The 16,456-nt window shown below is 47.2% G+C and carries 15 protein-coding genes; 3 read left to right on the top strand and 12 right to left on the bottom strand.

Annotated elements, in window-relative coordinates; all coding sequences use genetic code 11:
• The first annotated feature begins 10 nt into the window (after positions 1-10).
• Positions 11-1,426, top strand: a complete 1,416-nt coding sequence (mnmE, locus tag EXN75_RS07735) for a tRNA uridine-5-carboxymethylaminomethyl(34) synthesis GTPase MnmE (protein ID WP_134843354.1) — start codon at positions 11-13, stop codon at positions 1,424-1,426.
• Between the two features lie 199 nt (positions 1,427-1,625).
• Here the strand turns inward: mnmE and EXN75_RS07730 are convergent, their stop codons facing one another.
• From EXN75_RS07730 to EXN75_RS07680, 11 genes are all read right to left on the bottom strand, one after another.
• The gene (locus EXN75_RS07730) at positions 1,626-2,186 is read right to left on the bottom strand and encodes a DUF5675 family protein (RefSeq protein WP_134843353.1); all 561 of its coding nucleotides are present in this window, start codon (positions 2,184-2,186) and stop codon (positions 1,626-1,628) included.
• Between the two features lie 23 nt (positions 2,187-2,209).
• Positions 2,210-4,768: a hypothetical protein gene (locus EXN75_RS07725; protein ID WP_134843352.1), complete on the bottom strand. Its 2,559-nt coding sequence runs from the start codon at positions 4,766-4,768 to the stop codon at positions 2,210-2,212.
• Positions 4,769-4,808: 40 nt separating this feature from the next.
• Positions 4,809-5,201, bottom strand: coding sequence for a hypothetical protein (locus tag EXN75_RS07720; RefSeq protein WP_134843351.1), 393 nt, complete (start codon positions 5,199-5,201; stop codon positions 4,809-4,811).
• A 33-nt stretch (positions 5,202-5,234) separates the two neighbouring features.
• The gene (locus EXN75_RS07715; protein ID WP_134843350.1) at positions 5,235-5,621 is read right to left on the bottom strand and encodes a hypothetical protein; all 387 of its coding nucleotides are present in this window, start codon (positions 5,619-5,621) and stop codon (positions 5,235-5,237) included.
• Positions 5,622-5,846: 225 nt separating this feature from the next.
• Positions 5,847-6,635, bottom strand: a complete 789-nt coding sequence (locus tag EXN75_RS07710) for a hypothetical protein (protein WP_167639476.1) — start codon at positions 6,633-6,635, stop codon at positions 5,847-5,849.
• A gap of 114 nt (positions 6,636-6,749) precedes the next feature.
• On the bottom strand, positions 6,750-9,887 hold the full coding sequence (locus EXN75_RS07705) for a type I restriction endonuclease subunit R (protein ID WP_134843348.1): 3,138 nt from the start codon (positions 9,885-9,887) through the stop codon (positions 6,750-6,752).
• A gap of 20 nt (positions 9,888-9,907) precedes the next feature.
• Positions 9,908-10,549, bottom strand: coding sequence for a hypothetical protein (locus EXN75_RS07700; RefSeq protein ID WP_134843347.1), 642 nt, complete (start codon positions 10,547-10,549; stop codon positions 9,908-9,910).
• A gap of 72 nt (positions 10,550-10,621) precedes the next feature.
• Positions 10,622-11,227 (bottom strand): restriction endonuclease subunit S, encoded by a 606-nt coding sequence (locus tag EXN75_RS07695; RefSeq protein ID WP_167639475.1) that lies wholly within the window; start codon positions 11,225-11,227, stop codon positions 10,622-10,624.
• Complete coding sequence (locus EXN75_RS07690) at positions 11,220-11,825, bottom strand: restriction endonuclease subunit S (protein ID WP_134843345.1); 606 nt, start codon at positions 11,823-11,825, stop codon at positions 11,220-11,222. The genes EXN75_RS07695 and EXN75_RS07690 overlap by 8 nt, the downstream gene beginning before the upstream one ends.
• A complete protein-coding gene (locus EXN75_RS07685; protein ID WP_223176155.1) occupies positions 11,822-13,414 on the bottom strand; it encodes a type I restriction-modification system subunit M in 1,593 nt (530 codons plus the stop codon). The genes EXN75_RS07690 and EXN75_RS07685 overlap by 4 nt, the downstream gene beginning before the upstream one ends.
• A 56-nt stretch (positions 13,415-13,470) precedes the next feature.
• Positions 13,471-13,935 carry a hypothetical protein gene (locus EXN75_RS07680; RefSeq protein WP_134843344.1) on the bottom strand — a complete coding sequence of 155 codons (465 nt, stop codon included), beginning with the start codon at positions 13,933-13,935 and terminating at the stop codon, positions 13,471-13,473.
• A gap of 875 nt (positions 13,936-14,810) precedes the next feature.
• On the opposite strand from EXN75_RS07680, the gene EXN75_RS07675 reads away from it, so the two are divergent.
• Positions 14,811-15,401, top strand: coding sequence for an HU family DNA-binding protein (locus tag EXN75_RS07675; protein WP_246031327.1), 591 nt, complete (start codon positions 14,811-14,813; stop codon positions 15,399-15,401).
• Between the two features lie 135 nt (positions 15,402-15,536).
• Positions 15,537-15,641 carry a smalltalk protein gene (locus tag EXN75_RS17655; RefSeq protein ID WP_233524575.1) on the top strand — a complete coding sequence of 35 codons (105 nt, stop codon included), beginning with the start codon at positions 15,537-15,539 and terminating at the stop codon, positions 15,639-15,641.
• A 473-nt stretch (positions 15,642-16,114) separates the two neighbouring features.
• Here EXN75_RS17655 and EXN75_RS07670 read toward each other — a convergent pair whose 3' ends face one another.
• A complete protein-coding gene (locus EXN75_RS07670; protein ID WP_134843343.1) occupies positions 16,115-16,450 on the bottom strand; it encodes a HipA N-terminal domain-containing protein in 336 nt (111 codons plus the stop codon).
• Positions 16,451-16,456 lie beyond the last annotated feature (6 nt).

Raw genomic sequence — 16,456 nt, 5'->3', positions numbered from 1 at the left:
GGATAGATAAATGACAAACTCAGAAGAATGTATTTGCGCCCTTGCCACTCCAGCTGGAGGCGCCATCGGAATCATCCGACTCAGTGGTAGTGAAGCCATCCGTCTTACAGACAAGGTGTTCGTTTCTGTTAGCGGGAAGCAACTGTCTGCCGCTAACCCCAACACCCTTCACTATGGAGAAATCAAAGACAAGGATGGTCATACGATAGATGATGTCTTAGTGAGCGTGTTCAGAGCGCCCCACAGTTATACGGGCGAGGATTCCACGGAGATTTCCTGCCATGGTAGCCGATACATTCTTCAGCAAGTTCTTCAGCGCCTCATAGAGGTAGGTTGCCGCCAGGCAGAACCGGGCGAATATACCCGTCGTGCCTATATGAACGGCAAGATGGATCTCTCGCAGGCTGAAGCAGTGGCAGATCTGATTGCTTCTACCAACAAGGCGACCCATCAGATGGCACTCAGCCAGTTGAAGGGACATTTCAGCAGTGAATTGACCGTTTTGCGCGAAAAACTCCTGAAGATGACCTCCCTGCTCGAACTGGAATTGGACTTCAGCGATCATGAGGAACTGGAGTTTGCCGACCGCAGCGAACTGCGTGTCTTGGCTGCAGAAATAGAAAAGAAGATTACCACCCTCGCCCATTCCTTTGAGACCGGAAATGCGCTGAAACAGGGCGTTCCTGTGGCCATCGTGGGCAAGACGAATGTAGGCAAGAGCACCCTGCTCAACCGCCTGCTGCATGAAGAAAAGGCCATCGTGAGCAATATCCACGGTACTACCCGAGACGTCATCGAAGATACGACCCTCATCGACGGAATCACCTTCCGCTTTATCGATACTGCTGGAATCCGCAAGACGGACGATGTGGTGGAGAACATCGGAATCGAGCGCACCTATCAGAAGATGGAAGAGGCCAAGATAGTGATCTGGCTCCTTGATGCGCAGCCTACGGAAGCGGAAATAGAGGATATGAAGGAGAAGAATCAGGGCAAGAAACTGCTGATGGTTTTCAATAAAATCGATGAGATTTCATTTGATAAGGCTATGCTTTCATCAGATGAGAATAGTCAGCCTTCATCTTCCGTTACATTGTCAGATGAGAATGTTTCTATCTTGAATATCAGTGCCCGTACAGGCGAAAACGTTTCTGATTTGGAGCAGGCTCTCGTCAGGGCAGCCGACATTCCGGAGATTACGGAGAACGATGTAATTGTGACGAGTGCCCGCCATTATGAAGCATTGCTCCGTGCCGACGAATCCCTCTCACGTGTCTTGGAGTCAATGGATATGGGCATGAGCGGCGACATCATAGCCGAAGACCTCAAGATGGTGCTGGAAGAATTGGGAGAAATCACCGGTGGACAGATAAGCAGTCAGGAAACGCTGAATAATATCTTCAAGCACTTCTGCATCGGAAAGTAATAAAAAGTATAAATGAGGCTATGTTATAAGTCCATAATACAGGCTCGCAAGTCCGTTAGGCGCTAGGGAGATATGCAAGTCCGTTAGGTGCAATAAGTAACGCAAGTCCGTTAGGCGTTCCTGCCTTTATACTTTTAAAAGATAAAAAGAGGGTGATCATGTATTTATGATACACCCTCATCTGTTTATCACTTGTAGCCTATTGGATAGTAATCCAGATACTTTCGCCTCGGTCGCGAGCCGCAATCATGGCGTTGATGAGTCGTTGCAGCCAGATACGGGAGTTCACCACCATACCCTCGAGCTTATTCTCCCCTACGAGGATGCAGCCTTGCGTGTCGTCAGGATAATTGCCTGCATGAATGCGGATGCCCTCGAAATTCGGCACGCCCAGCAGCAATGGCAGCCAACGCTTGAATCTTGGCGAATACGATATGACCACGGGATATGATCCCTCAGGAATGGCCGTATGACCAGGTATCTTACGAGCCTTCACGCCGCTCTTGCGGCTATAGCGGGCATCCACTTCCTCTGGCTTTAGCTTGATACCCAACAGATTGCGCCATGTAGGCTCCATGGTATCGCAGAGATATGTATCCTTGGACAGCAGCTGGCTGTCAAAGGTATGAACCAATCTACTCTTGTCGTCTATCTTCTTACCAGGCAGCGAGTTACGCTTTACACTCGCATCGGTCAGCAGATAGAGTCTACCTATGGTATAAGTTCCCATTTTAGCTATACGCTTTAATACTATTTCCATTTGTTTGAATGTTATGTGTTAAACTATTTTACGTCAAAACATCTCAGGTCGAGTCCGTCGGAACGGAATAATAGCTTCTTAAAACTGAATAACTGAATACTGAATACCTTTCCGCCTTGCTTTCCGTCACCACCGTCGGCAGTTGCGCCTTTCGGAGGAATTTTCTCGATGTAATGGCGGTTCACCCAGTTTCTCAGCATCATCGCCGTGCCTTTCTTGCCGAAGTCGTTCTGCAGGCGCACCATCTCAGCCTGCGTGTAGGTGAAAGTGTCAGGCAATTGCTGCAGCAGGTTGGCTGGTCCACGCTTGCTCGATTTCTCTCCTACCTCATTAGCCTTGGCTATGCCTGCGCCAAAGAAAATCATCTTGCACCACAGGTCGTAGCTCTCGCTCCATCTGATGAACTCTTCTATTTCGGGTTCCCATTTGCAGCCGTTTGCCACGTATAGCACGCAAGCCTTGAGGAAGGCTATTACGTTGCCACGGAAGGAAAGATTCTCGAACACCCTGTTTTGCGACATGCGCGAAAAGTCAGCGTTCTCTTCCTTCAGCTTTTCTGCCAGGGCGAAAGCCTCAGCGCATTCTATCCTACCCGACGCCTTGCACAAATTCTCTATGTACGGTTTGAGTGCTTCTCTGAAGGCATCGTCATATTCGCCGTATATAGGCATTTCGGCACCGATTTCCCGCTCTGGGATGGTACAGAAGTTGATGCGGCTGATAGGTCCGTCGGTGAGCACTTTCGAGAAATATCGCTGCCCCAGCTGGACCGTGGTCGATGCATTCCAGTTGAACCGGATGGTGATGCGCTCGGTGACGCTCGATGTGCCCACGCGCGTCTGACCATATTGGTTGCCCGGGTCGAAGGCAAGGCACATAATCTTGAACTGCTGGTTGCCCTGTCCCTTGAGGGCATCGAACTGGTCTATCTCGTTGAGCGATGTATAGAGGAAATGCTCCTGAGCCTCAGCCGTGCGCATGACGAATGCCGGGTTGGTCATATCAGCGTCTATCTCCTGGATGATGAGGTTTTCCGGGCGCTTGCGCTTGTCCTTGTTGGCTCCCTTTCGTGTCACCTCCTCTTTCCATTCCTTCTCCCTGTTGAGGTTCTCACGGTCTCGCTTTCTGATGTCCTCCATAATCATGTTGATAGGCATCTGCACACAGTTCTTGCCTGCGCCCGTGCCCGCCAGCAGACAGCACATCAGGGTAGCCTCGTGCTCCACGTTGTCGATATACTTGAAGGTGGTCTTGCAGAGGTGCGTGGCAAGTGGCGGGAAGATGGCGTGTGCCACGGCAGGCTTGTAGATGTCCGGGGTCTTTGATAGCAGCAGCTCCACGAGTTTCGGGAGATTTTCGGGCATCGGAGGCGGAGCGATTTTATCATCTTCCGCATTGGAATCCGTGCCGCCTTCGGAACCCATGGAACTTGCGGATTGGAATGCCACGGCATTCTTCTGAGAGGACTTCTCCGCCTGGGCATTGATGCGGATCACGGCTTGCGACATCGGCTTCGAACTGTCACCATATTTCGCATAGAAGTCGTGGATGAGCTGCTGACAGTCACGCTCCTGCGAGAAGGCAGGCATCTTCTGCGCCACCACCGCCTTCAGTTCGTCTTCGGGCATCACTCTCGATGCGCCTGCGCTCATAATCGCCAGGAGCGATGAGTGACGGGAGCCTTGGGAGTTGATATCTACGTCCTTCAGACCAGCCGCATTGCGGAAGAGGTCGAAGGCTGCGAGGTTCTTGCCGGTTGCCACTGCGACAGCATCCTGAGGAGTTCCTGCAGGGCTGAGATGAGCAGCATGAGCAGCATTGCTATCACAAGATTGGGCAGGCTGAATAGTAGAGCCAGAAGAAACAGCGTGATGGCTGTCAGAGCCCGAAAGTCGATTGTCTTGAACATTTTGTTGAGTTTTGAATGTTGAGTTTTGAATGTTGAACGGTTGGGGCTGGGTGCCTTGCTGGATTCTTCCGTCGATGGTGAGCCCACGGTCCAGGTAGGCTTGTCTGCGCTTCTCAAGCTCTTCCTGTGGCAGCACCTCGTACCAATGGGGCGAGCGATATATTTCCGACTCCTTGTCGGTGATGAAGAGCATGCGCTCGGGCGTGATGCAGCTCTCGTCGTAGGGCACGCCCAGTGCCTCGCAATAGGCTCGCTGCGTCTCCTCGATCGTCATCCCCACGGGCATACGGATGTCGATGTGCAGCTTCTTGCGGGCAGAGTACTCCAGGTGCAGCAGGGCACCCTTCCAGATGGTATTGCTGCAGTTCAGCTCACGTGCCTTCTCTATCGCCTTGTCCACATATTTCTTATCGTCCACGTCGATGGTGGTCTGAAAGAGGAAGCTTTCGGGCACGGCGTTCTTCTGCGAGCGTCTGTTGTCTCGGAACTGGTAGTAGTGAGCGCAGCGGAAAGGCAGCTGCTTCTTCAGTTCATCGTTACCCCCACGGATGGCAGCTACCAGTTCTGCCATCCAGGGATAAGCGATGGTCTTGTCGTAGACCGAGAGTGGCTGGGAGCTTACGCTCCCCTTATTGCCATTCTTGTACGGATTATATGCTATAATATGTTCCATTGTTTTTTTGAATGTTAAGTGTTAAATTATACATTATCAATTACCCCTTGATGTCTGCATTCTTGAATCCGGTAATCAGCTCCTTGTGCTCTGCCTTGAGGTAGCGCAGCATGTCCTGCTTGTCCAGGTCTCGGCTGAAGGTATAGTTCACCTGCACCGTGCGCTTGGTGGTGCGCACCACGGCATGCTTGGTCTTGAAGATTTCCTCGAAGATCTTCTCGCCAGTATGCTCGTAAGGCTTGAAGTCGAACTCGTCGCCTCCCCTCTCGCCAGAGCAAAACATTCTGCCCGGTATCACCTTAGGCTGTTCGCAGATAACTTCGGTATCGTTCCATGGCGCCTTGCGGAAGGCGATGGTACCGTTTTCTTCACTGATGATGGCTCCGTCCACCTTCTGGGCGTTGAAGAGTTGCTTCTTTGCTGCTTGTTTCATAATTGTAATCACTTGTTTAAAAGATTAATAATGTTAGTTGATTCGCATACCGTTGATATACAGGCCGTCGGTAGCATATCGGATGTCCATCGGCTTTCCCAGAGGGTTACAATAGGCTTCTTTCAATATCATACTTCTCCAGGCTAATTTACAATTTCGTTTCACCTTGTCAGCATTGGAAAAGAATTCACCAAAAAACAAACGAGGTTTAATATCCTTCGGTATCTTTTTGTTTAGCTCTTCCACACACATTTCGACCACTTTCCCCTCCGTGTCGGCTAATACCGTGAACAATTTATCTCTGCCGATATCTGTGATGGCAACCAAGTCTTCGATGCAAAAGAACAACCCTTCGTCGTTGCGCACCACTCTCAATCCGCCATACTGCGGATGATAAAACACATAAGCATTTTCTATCATGTTAATATGTAATATTTATGGGTTGGACTGCGAGATATTCGCCAAATTTCAGTTTTAGGAATGGTACCGGATTCCTATAAACAAAAAACGCCCGCAACCAGACTTTACTTGTCTGATTACGGGTGCAAAGATAGGGCTTATTTTGGAAGCCTCCAAGCTAATAACCATTGGGTTATTTTGTAGGTTATAAGGTTATTTTTCGGGTTAAAACTTAGCGCTAATTTCTTACATTTTTACCTGTTCCAGTAGTTTTTTAAGCCTGACAACTACAGTCACCATCTTGTCATAAGGACGTTTCGTTTCATTCTTCAATGGCTGAAATTCCCATTTTTCGAATGGTTGAAAATAGCAGTGTGTAGTCATGGGCTTTAGGGTTTTAGACGTGAAATCTATTCTGAGATGCTTGGAGTGAATGCGATGAATCCAATTATCAAACCCCTGATAGTCATTATCACCTATCAAATGCATATCAGCAGCCACCCTAAACACGGCTATCCAATGAGACTTACTCTCAAAGATATAGCGACCATTATTATCTATTTCCAACAAAAGAAGGTCTATGGCATGAGCAAACTGAACGTCGGTCACTTTCTTTGTATCTAGAAGCTTCGCCTGTTTGAATTTCCTGTATTCATCAAGTGAATTTAGATGTTCATCTACTCTTGACAATTCTTCTTCTATGATATGTTCATCTTTACGATTAAAATGCTCTAAGAGCGTTCTAATCACCAAAACACGATCATAATCATTCACATTCATTACCTCATCTATCAACTTATGTAGATGATATTGTATATCATGTTTCTGTTCTTCTACTCTTTCTGGAGAAAGTTGAGGTGCATCGCACACCATGATGCCATCATCATCAACAAAATTCTCAGTCATGGCTTCTTTTCCAGGTAAAGGAGGTGGACAGTCATATACAAAATCTGCTTCGGCTAGTAGATTTTTCAGTTTTGCTATAAGTTGTTGTACGGATTCTTCATCACTTATTTTAAATTTACGATACTTCATTATACTATGGGTTATCAAGCAATACACAAGCCCCGCCCAGCGAGAGCGTAGTATTCTGCTGGGCGAAGCTTGCGTTCTGTTTGTTTTGTTATTTATTGTTAGTTATATATCAGTTTAGAATTCTCCTCCTGCTATCTCGAAGAACTTGCCGAAGAAGCCCTTGATCTTACCAAGTACTTTTTGCAGCTTGCCCTCTCGGTTGGCGTTCGGGTCGAATGGATTGATAGGTGGCATGATGGCGTTCAACTCCAAACCACCCTCAGGCACGTAACCTCGCTCCCAGGCGGTCTCTATAAACTCCTTGGCGGGGCCTTCCTTCAGGTGCTCCTCGCTCACGATGCGCTCAAACTCCTTGCGCTTCTCTGCATCCACGTATTCCTTCCATTTGTCGGTAACCTGGCTATCCGGAGTAAGACTCTCGATGAATCGGTTGATGAGGTCTTTCTTGTCTCGCAAGTCTGGGCTGGAGTCGATTGCCTTGTTGATTTGGATAGTCAGCTCGGCGATGTCGGCACGGTCGCCCTGCATCTGCTGCACGAGGAAGAGGATGTAGTCGATGTTCACCTCCACTTGCTTCACCAGCTCCATTTCAAACTCGATGTCGTCGTTGATGTTGGTCTTGTCGCCGCTCTCTGCGTTCTCCTTTGCCCAGTCTCTCAGCGAGAGATAGATGCTCGTATAGTCCTGCAGGTCTCGCTCGCTGAGGGGGTCTTGCTCGGCAAACTGGTCGAAGCTGGTAAGCAGGTTTCTTATCTTCAGGATGCCGCCGAAGAGCTTGATGAATTGCTTCTTGTCTGCATCGGTGAGCGGCATCTCGCCTGGCTGTGCCAACTCTCTCAGTTCTTCAAGATATTCGGTATAGCCTTTCACGTGCTCCTGTCTCTCCTCGCCGTTCTCGTCTTCCGTCACCTCGTCGTAGCCATCGAAGTAGTCTTCGAACGGGCGCAGGATGCTCACGCCCTTGGCGGTAGGGTCGCCGAAGAGGGCAAGGCACTTGTTGGTGGCATCCTCCAGGTTGCGGAAGCATACGATGTTGCCGTAGGTCTTTACCGAGTTCAGGATGCGGTTGGTGCGGCTGTAGGCTTGCAGCAATCCGTGGTAGCGCAGGTTTTTATCCACCCACAACGTGTTGAGCGTGGTGGCGTCGAATCCTGTCAGGAACATGTTGACCACTATCAGCAGGTCTATCTCTCGGTTCTTCATGCGCTGCGAAACGTCCTTGTAATAGTTGGGGAACTTTTCCGAAGAGGTATCGTAGGCGGTGTTGAACATCAGGTTGTAGTCCTTGATGGCTGCCTCCAAGAAGTCTCGGCTGCTCTGGTCGAGTCCGTCGGTGGAGTCGTTGTCCTCGTCTTCCTCGCCGTCGGCTACTTCCTCGTTGGGTGCATAGCTGAAGATGGTGGCTACCTTGAGCCGCTTGTTCTCGGGCTGCTCTACCTGTAGCTCTTTCAGTTTGTTGTAGTAGAGCTTGGCAAAGTCGATGCTCTGTACGGCGAAGATGCTGTTGAATCCGCTGAGTCGTGTCTTCTGTCGCTCTTCCTCTACCTTTTTCTTCTTGTCGGTCACCACTTCCTCGATGTTGATGAGCTTGCTGAAGGTATAGCTGCTGGCACGCTTGGTCTGCTGGTCGAAGTGGTCCAAGATGTATTGTGACACATTGGTGATGCGGCGGTCGTCCTTCAGCGCCTCCTCTTCCTCGATACCCCAAACCTGGTCGTCCTTCACGTTCTCCTTCTCCTTCATGGTGGAGATGTATGCCACACGGAATTTCAGCACGTTGTGGTCTCTGATGGCATCCACGATGGTGTAGGCGTGCAGACGCTTGCCAAACACGTCTTCGGTGGTTTTCAGCGTACCCTTGCTCGAAGCGGAGATGTTCTCCACGAAGATTGGCGTGCCGGTGAAGCCGAAGAGGTAGTATTTCTTGAATCGCTTGGTGATGGCGGTGTGCATGTCGCCAAACTGCGAGCGGTGGCACTCATCGAATATCATGACCACCTCCTTGCGGTAGATGTCGTGGTCGGGGTTCTTCTTGATGAAGTTGGCGAGCTTCTGTATGGTGGTGATGATGATGCGGCTCTTGCTGTTGTTCAGTTGCTTTTCCAGTTCCTTGGTCGAGGTGTTGCCGTTGGCAGCGCCCTTCTGGAATCGGTCGTACTCCTTCATCGTCTGGTAGTCGAGGTCTTTTCTATCCACCACAAATAATACCTTTTCTATGTAAGGCAGTTTGGAGGCGAGCTGTGCCGCCTTGAAGGAGGTGAGGGTCTTGCCCGAGCCTGTGGTGTGCCAGATGTAGCCGCCAGCGTCTCTTGTGCCGTAGAGCTTGGCGTTGTGAGCTATCTCTATCTGGTTGAGCAGTTTTTCGGTGGCTGCTATCTGGTATGGGCGCATCACCATCAGAATCTTTTGGTCGGTGAAGACGCAAAACTTGGTGAGGATGTTAAGCAGGGAGTGGCGGGTAAGGAAGGTAGCTGTGAAGTCCTCCAAGTCGCCGAGCACCTTATTCTTGGCATCTGCCCAGTAGCTGGTAAACTCAAACGAGTTGCAGGTCTTCTGCCGTGGCTTCTTGCCCTGCTTGGCTTGTTCCCGGATATGGCTGTCACGGGTAGTGTTGCTATAGTACTTGGTCTCCGTGCCGTTGCTGATGACGAAGATTTGCACGTACTCATAGAGCGAGCACCCTGCCCAGAACGATTCCCTGCCGTAGCGGTTTATCTGGTTGAAGGCTTCCTTCAGGCTCACGCCTCGGCGTTTCAGTTCGATGTGAACCAGAGGTAGACCGTTTACGAGGATGGTCACGTCGTAGCGGTTGGGGCGCTTGCCGTCATTTACCTCGTATTGGTTGATCACCTGGGTGGAGTTGTGGGGAGGGTCTTGCTGGTCGATGAGGTAGATGTTTTTCTGCGTACCATCGTCGAGGGTGAAAGCCTTGATGTTGTCACGCTGTATGGTCTCTGCCTTGTCAACAATACCCTTACCCTCGTTGGCGATTTCCGCCTTGAAGAAACGCTCCCACTCATTGTCGGAAAAATGGAAGCCGTTGAGTTTTTCCAACTGGAGGCGAAGGTTCTGTATCAGCTCGTCCTCGTGGTGGATATGGGCATACTCGTAGCCCTGTCGCTGTAGCTGGGCAATCATCCCCTGCTCCAGCTCCGCCTCGCTTTGGTAAGCCTCGGCACGAGGGGTGGTACGCTCGTATTGGGCTACCACCGTGCTCTGGGGGTTCTCTGAAACAATGTCGTTTGCTTGCATAAGTTTTGTACTTAGGGGGATTAAAACAAAGGTGTTCGATGATTTTCGAATGCGAAATAAGCCCCAAGAGTCATATTGATAAATTCCACAGGGTTATCCAATATCTTGACTAATTGTAGTTGTGGTTGTGTTCCATTCATACCTATTACCCTATTTAATGATACCGAATTGTTTGTTACGGACAACATCATAGAAGGCATATCTGCCTCTGATATATTCAGGCCAGAAATTCGAGAAAACTCTTTTGCAAAATAACCGAATTGCCCCTCAAATCTCAAATAAAGCGTAAATCTATTAGTTGACGTATCATATACATACGGAGTCAAAATGTGTAAACCCATTTTAAAAATGCCACTAGTCATCCCCCATGCTTTTGTTACTGGGTCATGCTCAGAATTCACCTGCATGCGATACCAATGAAAGCATACTTCTTTAAATTGTTTTTCTGGTTCTCTATCAACATCAAAATTAATAGAATCCTGACCAAACTCACAAGATACTCCAGAATAATTGATATAATAATCTGATTCTCTTGCTTTATACAAGTAACGGAGCTTAAAGCTTTTGTCACGCTTGTATAGTGAAATCTTCACGTTCGCTGTATAATCACGTGGAAAATTATATTGTAATCTAAACGTTGCAGAATTAAGTAATGTATCCATTGTTTTCTATTTTTTAAAAATTATTATATTTCATCCCAAGTAAATGTTGGAGGGGATTTGTAATCCCCACTACTATGCTGCTCCCTTGCGCTTGAAGGTAAGCAGCTTGTCTCTGTAGTGCTCGTACTGCTTGCGGCGTGCTGCGATTTCGGCAGGGAGACCAGACTGGAGGGAAGTGGTCAGGGACTCGAAGCGGTCGAGGATATTTGCTATTCGCTCTTGCTCTTGGAGGGAAGGAACTGGAATTTTCAATGCTCCCAACACTTTCATCGGAACACTTTTCACCGTTCCACCTAAAGCTTTCTTCATATATGACTTTCTTATCGATGTTTCTTTCAATATATAAGCAAGATATTTAGAAAGCACTACCTCTGCTTTAGGTTTGAGGGCATATAATCCTTCCTTTATATTCCAATCCTTAGGGGTTTTATCTATAACCACAATTTGACCAATTGTTCCTGTCCCTGAAAAAATCAAATCACCAGCTTCTAAATTTGAACGATTGTTGCACAAAAGTAGTGCTTCATCATTGATTTTATCGGTATCAGCATTGTAAATGATTTTTCCATTCTTCATTTCTTTTATGGTCACATAGTAATTATGAGCATCAGAAGTATTCAACTTAAAGAACTTTCGAGGATTTAAGCCTGTGTTTATAGACCATAACACTTCACTCATTTTCTTCCACTCTACTTCTTGCCCCCCCCACATTCTCGAACGAGAGCAGCTTGTCACGATAGTACTCGTATTGTCGCTTGCGACAATCTAACTCCGCTTCTAGCTCCGCTTCTAGCGAAGTGAACTTGTCGAGGATGCGGACTATCTCGGTTTGCACCTCGATAGGAGGAAGAGGGATTTCTATTTGCGAATACTTGGAGATCCATTGGCGAGAGTGCTCTAAGGTTTGATATTTGATACATTTCATAGCATAATATACAAACCTAAATGAGACTTCCCTTTCACTCGAAACTCGTAACATTTTCATGGCAGAACTTTTCACTTTAAAGTTAAAATCTACCCAATGAAAGGAGGTCGTGAAATCATCGAAAATGATAACAGGATTTTCCTTAGAAGCCTCAAATATCCCATTTGTTTCGTCAGTATAACCAAGAATAAAAGTTTGCCCTGCTGTCAAAACAGGCATGCCTTCATTCTGATAATCCTTACATTTTACAATGTATTTCGTTGGTTGTTCATAGTCAAGAACATCCCCCAACTTCACGAATTCCACTCCATCTGGGCAAAGCTCCTGTATTAAAGTTTCAAGATTCTTCATGCTGCACCTCCTTCCAACTGCATTACAATCTCATCAATATCTTTTCTCAGCTGCTCCTCTCTTGCCACAATCTCAGAGATACGAGTATTTAACTCCGTAATGTCGATTTTCTCACGAGTATCCTCCTGCTCCACGTATGTAGAAACAGAAAGGTTGTAATCCTCCTCGGCAATATCGGCAGTGGTAACCACATGAGAGAAGTGAGCAATCTCCTCCTTGGTCATGTAGGTATTGTATATTTTTTTAAGATTATCCAAAGAAAGTCTATTCTTATTTCCCTCATGGATAAACTCATTGCTTGCATCTATGAAGCAAACCTTATTGTCAGCTTTATTCTTCTTCAAAACAATGATGCAAGTGGCAATAGATACGCTAAAGAATAGATTGGCAGGAAGCTGAATAACAGTATCCACGAAGTTGTTGCTTACCAAGTACTTGCGTATCTTTTGCTCCGCACCGCTACGATACAACACGCCAGGGAACTCTACGATGGCAGCCGTGCCTTCGGCACTCAACCAACTGAGCATATGCATGGTGAAGGCAAAGTCTGCCTTGCTTCTTGGGGCGAGCACGCCAGCAGGAGAAAAACGAGGGTCGTTGATGAGCGTGGCATCGCTATCACCATCCCAAGGCACAGAATATGGCGGGTTTGAGACGATGGCATCGAATGGCTCGTCGCATTCGTGCAGCGGATTCTTCAAGGTGTCGCCGTTCTGAATGTCAAAATGGTCGTAGTTCACATTGTGCAAGAACATGTTCATACGACAGAGGTTGTAGGTTTTCATGTTGATTTCCTGACCATAGAAACCATCCTTTACGTTCTTGGCACCCACCACACGGATAAAGTTCAAAAGCAAAGAGCCTGAGCCACAAGCAGGGTCATACACCTTGTTGACACTCTGGCGTCCTGCCGCAGCTATCATCGCCAAGAGATAGCTTACATCGCCAGGGGTATAGAACTCGCCTCCCTTGGTACCCGAATTGAGGGCGTACATCTTGATGAGGTGCTCGTAGCAAAGACCAAACACGTCGATGCCGCTCTCGATATACTTGTCGAAGTTGAGGTCTCGGATGCTCTCCAAGAGCGTTGTAAGCAACTCGTTGCGCTCGGCAACGGTAGCACCCAGACCTTGGTCGTTGGTATTGAAGTTATTGAAGAGTCCCTTCACGTCGTTCTCGCTCGGTTTTCCTACGGCACTGTTTTCGATGGCACGGAAGTTATTGCTCAGCGTAGTGTTCAGCTCCGTGTTATTCTTGGCTGCGTTCGCCACATTGATGAAGAGTTGTGAAGGGAGGATAAAGAAGCCCTTGGCATTGATAATTTGCTCTCGTGCGTTCTCCGCCATCTCATCGGTCATGTGGGCATAGTCGGCATTCTCCACGCCAGCATCACGCATCAGCTGGTTGCAGTAGTCGGTGATGTTCTCGGAAATGAATCGGTAGAAGAGACCGCCCAGGGTATAGTCCATAAACTGAACAGGGTTCACCTTGCCTCCATGCACCAGATTGGTAGCCATCTTCCAAATCATGTTGCTAAACTCGGTCTTCAACTCCTCTGTACGAGGGTTGATATTGATATTTTCTGCCATAAAATCTTAGTAAATAAAGTAATTCTGATTCTTTTGTATCTAGGTTTACACTCACATTATTTTCCGTTTGGAGAGAAGCTGAGTGTAAAAACATTTTCCCCAGACATGTCCTCCAAGGTTATCACCCACTCTATCTCCCCATTCTCTGGGTTGACATCGATGGCATACGCCGTGCCTTCCTTCTGTCCGTCGAAGCGCACGTCGAAGCGCCAGAGACCGTTCTTCAAAATCTGATCTCTGGTAATCTTGATGGTTGAAATCTTGGAAATATCTATGTCGAGGCGCTTGGCTATCTCCTGATAGCTAAGCACCCATCGGGTCTTACCATTAGAAATGTATTCGTAGGCGATGCCGTCCTTGGTGAAGCCGATACCCTCAGAATCGGTAATGACATAATAACTGGGAGCCTCGCTGTCGGCAGGTGGGCTGACAGTCAGGTCGATATCGGAGCTTACATCATCCTTGCTGCAACTGGCAAGGGCAAGCGTAAAAAATGCGGCTACAAGAGCCAGTTTCCCCAAAATGGGGGGGTAAATCTACTGATAATCATTATGTTATCGTTTTACTATTATTGATGTGGCTATATACCACACCACAAAGTTACGATTTCTTTTGGAAACTGCCAAGGATTTCGGGAGAAAGTTTAGAAAAAAGTTACTCAAGTTTCTCAAGCGGTTTTAGTACGGACTAAAGGGCTAAAAAACTCCTAACCCCTTCAGGGTGTGTAGGACTAAAAGGTTATTCAGTATTCAGTATTCAGTTTTTTTCGCGATAGTTACCCTTTTTATGGTTTTAAATTGTAAGTAATTATTTTATATTATATATTAATAATATATAATATACTATCTATACAGAGAGTGGTAACAACAGCGAAAAAAACTGAATACTGAATACTGAACACGTTTCCATGTAATCGGGTATTACTTTGTAATATGCTGATTTATATCTCAAAACATAATTTCTATACCGCAAAAATATAGAGATGCGCCCACCAAACATAGAGCTAATCTTTATAACTAACTTTCAAATCGTAAGTTGCTGAAAATCGCTCCTTATCGCATGCCTAAATTTGGTGGATACTGGATTTTTTCGTACCTTTGCACCAGCAATCGAAAAGAAAGCTTCCCTTGTACCAAAAGTCGGTCTTTACAGACGACACATTCAGGTCTTGATTGATGTCAGGCGCCGGACATCAATAACGACCCAAATAAGGGCAAGAAACGGGGGCTCTTGGGTAATTGAAATATCAACCATCAAAACACACACAATTATGATTAACTACAGTATTACCATGCGCTCAGTGAACAGTAACCTCCTTGCTATCAATCAGGCTAAATCACGCATCAACCTGGCAAAACGAGAGGGTAAGAACCCCGACTAGGCAGACCTCAACCTGGTGAAGACCGAGAAGAAGAATGCCTTTGCCGTATCGCAGTATTCTGATGTGATGACCATCGAGAAGTTTGCCAAGCATATTTCCAGCCACGGCAGCGTCTATTCTCGCGCAGACATCTCTGCCATCCTCTACATCACCGTAGATTGCATGAGAGAGCAGCTCCTCGAAGGCAAGAAAATCCGTCTGGGCGATCTCGGTGATTTCTCCATTCTCCTCTCATCCAAGGGCGCTGAGGATGCCGACAAGTTCACCGCTCAGAACATCACCGACGTGAAGGTTCAGTGGGAGCCAGGCGCCGAGTTCAAGAACCTCATTGCCGATGCCGAGTTCAACCTCGTAGCCAGCCGCAGCGCTCAGGCTGCAGTCATTAAGGCCATCAAGGAGGGCAAAGCCAACGTGGACATCAGTACTCCAACTACTCCTGGCGACGGTTCAGACGGCGGCGGCTCTAACCCAAGCGGCGGCACGGGTTCTGCAGGAGGCAACACCGAGCAGAGTGGCGGCACCAGCCAGGGCACCGGTTCCAACCCAAGCGGCGACAATAAGGGCGACGCAGGACAGGACGGCAGCGGCGAGGACAACGAGCTGTAGAAGTGCCCCCCGTCGGAGCAACAACCGACGGGGGACCCCTACCCCTCTCACAGAGCCACTAAAATAATCTAAGATGAAATGAATCTCATGAAAACACACACAAATATTTAGTTTAACCTTTAAAAATCAAGTAAAATGAGTAAGATGAAAGCAGACACATGGAAGACCATTCTTCAAATCGCCATCAGCATTCTTACGGCGCTTGCCACCTCGCTGGGCATTTCGAGTTGCATGGGATGAAATATCGCATATATATCATGTTGAATGTAGAATGTTAAGTTGCATTCTTGTATACATAAAAAGGTATAAATCCAGTATGGCTTGAGTTTTGAATTTACCTCACCGAAAATGTGGTTTTAGAATTACAATCAGACGAAGAGTTTGATGAATCCCTATAAGACGACCGCTTCCTCAAAAACATGAGGGGAGCGGTCGTCTTTTGTTTTTCAAGTGTTAGTTTCAAGTTTCGTTATCATTCCGAGGGTGTCATTAAGAGTGGGTGTCATTAAGTGTCATTAAGGATTTTATGTGTTATTTTTATAAAAAATGTCTTTGATTCCAAGAAAAAATCTAACCGAATCTATAAAAATGTCACTCAATGTCCCTCAAGATGTCCCTCAAGATGTCCCTCAAGATGTCACCCAAGATGTCACCCAATAACACGTTTTATATGGATAGACACCTCTCCTAACTAAAATATTTTTCATTCTGATTTACGATCGAATCTCTACTTCTTTTACAGTTATTGCTCCTATCGTATCATGGGTTGCTATCTTCAGAAAAAGTCCAAAGAAATCCTTCTCATCCATGCGCCAACTTCTGCAGACTATCTTTCTGTTTGCTCCTTCTGGAAGCATATTGGTAAAAACAGGGAATAGATAATCAGATTGATAAGGTTCTTCCCTGAAAGGCATGGTAAGTGAGACAGGATCGTGGGTCTTATCCATCATATACTGCTTGTCGTATATGAAGGTATAACCTCTGCCAGGAGTTGACTCCTCTAAGAGTCCGGCCTCTATGTCGTGACAATAAACGATAGCTTTTCTCATGACTTA

It is taken from the genome of Segatella hominis (assembly GCF_004535825.1).
GTDB classification, from domain to species: Bacteria; Bacteroidota; Bacteroidia; order Bacteroidales; family Bacteroidaceae; genus Prevotella; species Prevotella hominis.
The sequence above is the reverse complement of the archived record's forward strand: the minus strand, read 5'-3'. Positions and strand labels throughout refer to the sequence as shown.

Coding starts and splice junctions, on each gene's coding strand:
- mnmE (WP_134843354.1), top strand. CDS start 11: ATGACAAACTCAGAAGAATGTATTTGCGCCCTTGCCACTCCAGCTGGA.
- EXN75_RS07730 (WP_134843353.1), bottom strand. CDS start 2,186: ATGGAAATAGTATTAAAGCGTATAGCTAAAATGGGAACTTATACCATA.
- EXN75_RS07725 (WP_134843352.1), bottom strand. CDS start 4,768: ATGGAACATATTATAGCATATAATCCGTACAAGAATGGCAATAAGGGG.
- EXN75_RS07720 (WP_134843351.1), bottom strand. CDS start 5,201: ATGAAACAAGCAGCAAAGAAGCAACTCTTCAACGCCCAGAAGGTGGAC.
- EXN75_RS07715 (WP_134843350.1), bottom strand. CDS start 5,621: ATGATAGAAAATGCTTATGTGTTTTATCATCCGCAGTATGGCGGATTG.
- EXN75_RS07710 (WP_167639476.1), bottom strand. CDS start 6,635: ATGAAGTATCGTAAATTTAAAATAAGTGATGAAGAATCCGTACAACAA.
- EXN75_RS07705 (WP_134843348.1), bottom strand. CDS start 9,887: ATGCAAGCAAACGACATTGTTTCAGAGAACCCCCAGAGCACGGTGGTA.
- EXN75_RS07700 (WP_134843347.1), bottom strand. CDS start 10,549: ATGGATACATTACTTAATTCTGCAACGTTTAGATTACAATATAATTTT.
- EXN75_RS07695 (WP_167639475.1), bottom strand. CDS start 11,227: ATGAGTGAAGTGTTATGGTCTATAAACACAGGCTTAAATCCTCGAAAG.
- EXN75_RS07690 (WP_134843345.1), bottom strand. CDS start 11,825: ATGAAGAATCTTGAAACTTTAATACAGGAGCTTTGCCCAGATGGAGTG.
- EXN75_RS07685 (WP_223176155.1), bottom strand. CDS start 13,414: ATGGCAGAAAATATCAATATCAACCCTCGTACAGAGGAGTTGAAGACC.
- EXN75_RS17655 (WP_233524575.1), top strand. CDS start 15,537: ATGAGTAAGATGAAAGCAGACACATGGAAGACCATTCTTCAAATCGCC.
- EXN75_RS07670 (WP_134843343.1), bottom strand. CDS start 16,450: ATGAGAAAAGCTATCGTTTATTGTCACGACATAGAGGCCGGACTCTTA.